Source organism: Streptomyces sp. NH27 (genome assembly GCF_056859195.1).
Map to the genome: position 1 here is coordinate 1 of NZ_JACEGK010000688.1, position 3,471 is coordinate 3,471.

Below are 3,471 nucleotides of genomic sequence, written 5' to 3' on the forward strand. Positions count from 1 at the left end.
ACCCCCGGAGGGAGCCGCACATACTTGTGGACGGCAAGGCGAGAAAGGAGAACCGTGGTCAAACGCACTGGCGCCCAATCGGAACTACGCCACCGCAACCTCTCCCTGGTCATGCGAGCCCTGGCCACGGAGGACGACCTCACCCGCGCCACCATCGCCGCCGAGGTCGGCCTCACCCGGGCAACCGTCTCCACGCTCGTGGACGAATTGCTGGCCGCGGGCCTGCTGGAGGAACGCGGCGCACGGCGCCCCGGCACCGTAGGCCGCCCGGGCACCGCCCTCGCGCTGTCCGACACCGGCCCCGCCGGCATCGGCGCGGAAATCGGCATCGACCACCTCGCCGCATGCGTGGTGGACCTCCGCGGCGAGCTGCGCTGCCGTACCGAGTCCCCCGCTGCGAACCGGGGCCGCCCGGCCGCGTCCGTCCTGGCCGAACTCGCGGAGCTGACCGCGCAGGTCGCCAAGGAGGCCGCCGCGATGGACCTGCGCCCGGTCGGCACCACGGTCGCCGTGCCCGGCCTGGTCAGCCGCGACCGCGGCACCGTACTGCGCGCCCCCAACCTCGGCTGGGAGGACGTCTCGGTCGCCACCGCCCTGGGCCCGCACGCGACCGTCGTGGAGAACGAGGCGAACCTCGGCGCGCTCGCCGAACTCTGGCTCGGCGGCCACGACCGCCTCGCCGACTTCGTGCACGTCTCCGCCGAGATCGGCATCGGCGCCGCCCTCATCGTGGAGGGCCGGCTCTTCCGCGGCGCCCGCGGCTTCGCCGGCGAGCTGGGCCACGTCCCCGTGCACCCGGACGGCCCCCTGTGCTCGTGCGGCGCGCACGGCTGCCTGGAGACCTTCGCCGGCGAGGAAGCCCTGCTCCGGTCGGCGGGCGCCGGCACCCCGAGGGAGCTGCGCACCGCCGCGGCCGCCGGCGACCCCGCCGCGATCCGCGCCCTGGAAGAGGCCGGCGCGGCCCTGGGCATCGCGCTGAGCGGCGCGGTCAACCTGCTCGACCCGCAGGCCGTGGTGGTCGGCGGCCCGCTCGCGGACCTCGCGCCCTGGCTGCTGCCCGGCGCGCGCCGCGAGCTGGCCGCGCGCGTCACCGACCGCCAGTGGCGCCCGGAGGACGTGGTGACCTCGCGGCTCGGCCGTGACGGGGTACTGCGCGGCGCCGCCTACAGCGCGGTCCGGGCCGTCCTGGACGACCCGGCCGCCTGGATCCACACCGCCGTGGACTGACGAGTGAGCCGGACGGTACGGGCCCCGCCCCCGAGGCGCGACCCGTACCGCCCGGCTCACTCCCGTACGGCTTACTACCTGCCCGGGCTCAGCTCACAGCGCGGAGCCGGCCACCCACTTGCTCCACGACATGTTCCAGCCGTTGAGCCCGTTGTCGGGCTGGATGATCTTGTCCGGCGAGTTCTTCACCACGACCACGTCACCGAGCAGCGAGTTGTTGAAGAACCACGCCGCGTCCGTGGTGTTGTCCCCGCCGCCCTTGACGTCGCTCAGCCCGATGCAGCCGTGGCTGGTGTTGGCGCTGCCGAAGATCGACTTGTCGGACCAGTAGTTGCCGTGGATGAACGTGCCGGAGTTGCTCAGCCGCATGGCGTGCGGCACGTCGGGGATGTCGTACTCGCCCTTGCCGTCGTCGTCGGTGAAGCCGACCGTCGCCCCGTTCATCCGGGTGGTCTGGTCCTTCTCCGCGATGACCATCTGGCCGTCGTACGTGGTGTGCCCGTCGCCGCCGGCGGAGATCGGCAGGGTGCGGATCACCTTGCCGTCGCGGACCACGGTCATCATGTGCGTGGCGGCGTCCACGGTGGAGACCTGCGAGCGGCCCACGTCGAAGCCGACCGTCTTGTGCTGCGTGCCGTAGACGCCCGGGGCGCCCTCGACGCCGGCCAGGTTCAGGTCGAGCGTGACGTGCGAGCCGGCCTGCCAGTAGCTCTGCGGCCGCAGGTCGAGCCGGGTGGAGCTGAACCAGTGGCCGACGACCTGCTGCCCGCTGCTGGACTGCACGGTGACCCCGCGCTGCACCGCGGCCCGGTCGGCGGACGAGATCGCCTTGCTGAAGTTGATCGAGACCGGCATGCCCACGCCCACCGTGGAGCCGTCCTCCGGGGTGAAGTACCCGACGAAACTGCCGGTGACCGGCGTGGTGCCGAACGTGGCCTGCGCGGACGTCGTACGCCCCTGCGTGTCATTGGCGGTGGCGGATACGCGGTACTGGATGCCGTGCCCGAGCGTCGCGCTCGGCGTCCAGGTGGTGCCGTCGGCGGATATCCTGCCCGCCACTGTGTGGCCGGACGACGTGGCCGTCATCGTCACCTTGGTCAGCTTGCCGCCGGCGACGCTCACCTTCACCGCGCCGCTCACCGCGGTCTGCGTGGTGCCGGACTTCGGCGTGATGGTGATCTTCGCGGCCGAGGTGTGCTTGGCCGCCGCCGCGTCCTCGCGGGCCTGCGTCTCCGGACTGGTGGTCGGGCTGGCGCTGGGACTGGAGCCGGCGGTGGTGGAGGTGGCGCTGGGCGTCTGGGAGATCGACGCGGCCGCGTTCTGGCCGCCGTCCTTGCCGCCGTCGCCGTGGCCGCACGCGGTCAGCGCCACCGCGCCGCCGGCCACGACCGCGAGCGCCGCGAGGGTGCCGCGGCGGAACACCGTGCGCTTCCTGCGGGCGGTCCCGGCGGGGCCGTGTTCGGCGGGACCTCCCGCTGCGGAGGCGGGGGATTTTCCGGTGTCGGGCGGCGTCACACGTCTCTCCGATGATCGGGTACGCCCGCAGGCCGAGACGATCGGCGCGGGGCTACTTCCACCGTCCATGGAAACAGCCCCGACGCCAGGTATGTCCTTTCCGCTGGAAATTGTGGTCTTTGACACGTACTCCCCGTGATGACCGTCACGCGGCTTTCCGTAGCCCACCCGCCACGCACCGCGAACCGTTCACGAACCGCCCGCGAATCACCCCCGGGCCGGCTCGCGGCTTCCCACCGGCCGCCGCCAGTCACTACCATCGGCCCCTACGGTCAACTCGCCGCATCCGCTGGGGGATCAGATGGCCTCGCCCCGCCCGTACGTCGCCGCGGTCGCCGCCGCCGTACTGGCCGCGCTCTACTTCGTCCCCTCGGCGCACGCGGACACCGCCACGGTCGCGGCCGTTTCCACGGCGCCGGACGCGACGTCCGCCCGCACCGCCACCACCCAGGCGGAGCCCGCCGGGGGGCTCGCCGAGACCGGCATGATCGACACGAAGCCGTACGTCATAGGCGGCGCCGTCTTCCTCATCGCGGGCGCCGGCCTCGTCGTCAACGCCACCCGCCGCTCCCGCCACGCCTTGCAGGCGGCCGCCGAGGCGGAAGAGGCCGAGCCGGAGGAGTAGCGGAGCCGGAGGAGCCGGAGGGGCGGCGGACCGGAGGAGCAGCGAACCGGAGTGGCCAGCGGAGTCGTCGACCGCCGCCTTCCGCCCGCGGGCCCCCACAAGAC

At 73.3% G+C, this 3,471-nt stretch carries 3 protein-coding genes; 2 read left to right on the forward strand and 1 reads right to left on the reverse strand.

What is annotated here, in order from left to right; all coding sequences use genetic code 11:
* Positions 1–111: 111 nt before the first annotated feature.
* On the forward strand, positions 112–1,227 hold the full coding sequence (locus tag AC13HU_RS34435) for an ROK family protein (RefSeq protein WP_483045927.1): 1,116 nt from the start codon (positions 112–114) through the stop codon (positions 1,225–1,227).
* Positions 1,228–1,320: 93 nt separating this feature from the next.
* Here AC13HU_RS34435 and AC13HU_RS34440 read toward each other — a convergent pair whose 3' ends face one another.
* Positions 1,321–2,649, reverse strand: coding sequence for a L,D-transpeptidase (locus AC13HU_RS34440; RefSeq protein ID WP_483045928.1), 1,329 nt, complete (start codon positions 2,647–2,649; stop codon positions 1,321–1,323).
* 394 nt (positions 2,650–3,043) lie between these two features.
* Between AC13HU_RS34440 and AC13HU_RS34445 the strand changes: the two genes are divergently transcribed.
* Entirely contained in the window at positions 3,044–3,367 is a 324-nt protein-coding gene (locus AC13HU_RS34445) for a hypothetical protein (RefSeq protein WP_483045926.1), read from the forward strand.
* The last annotated feature ends 104 nt before the right edge of the window (positions 3,368–3,471 follow it).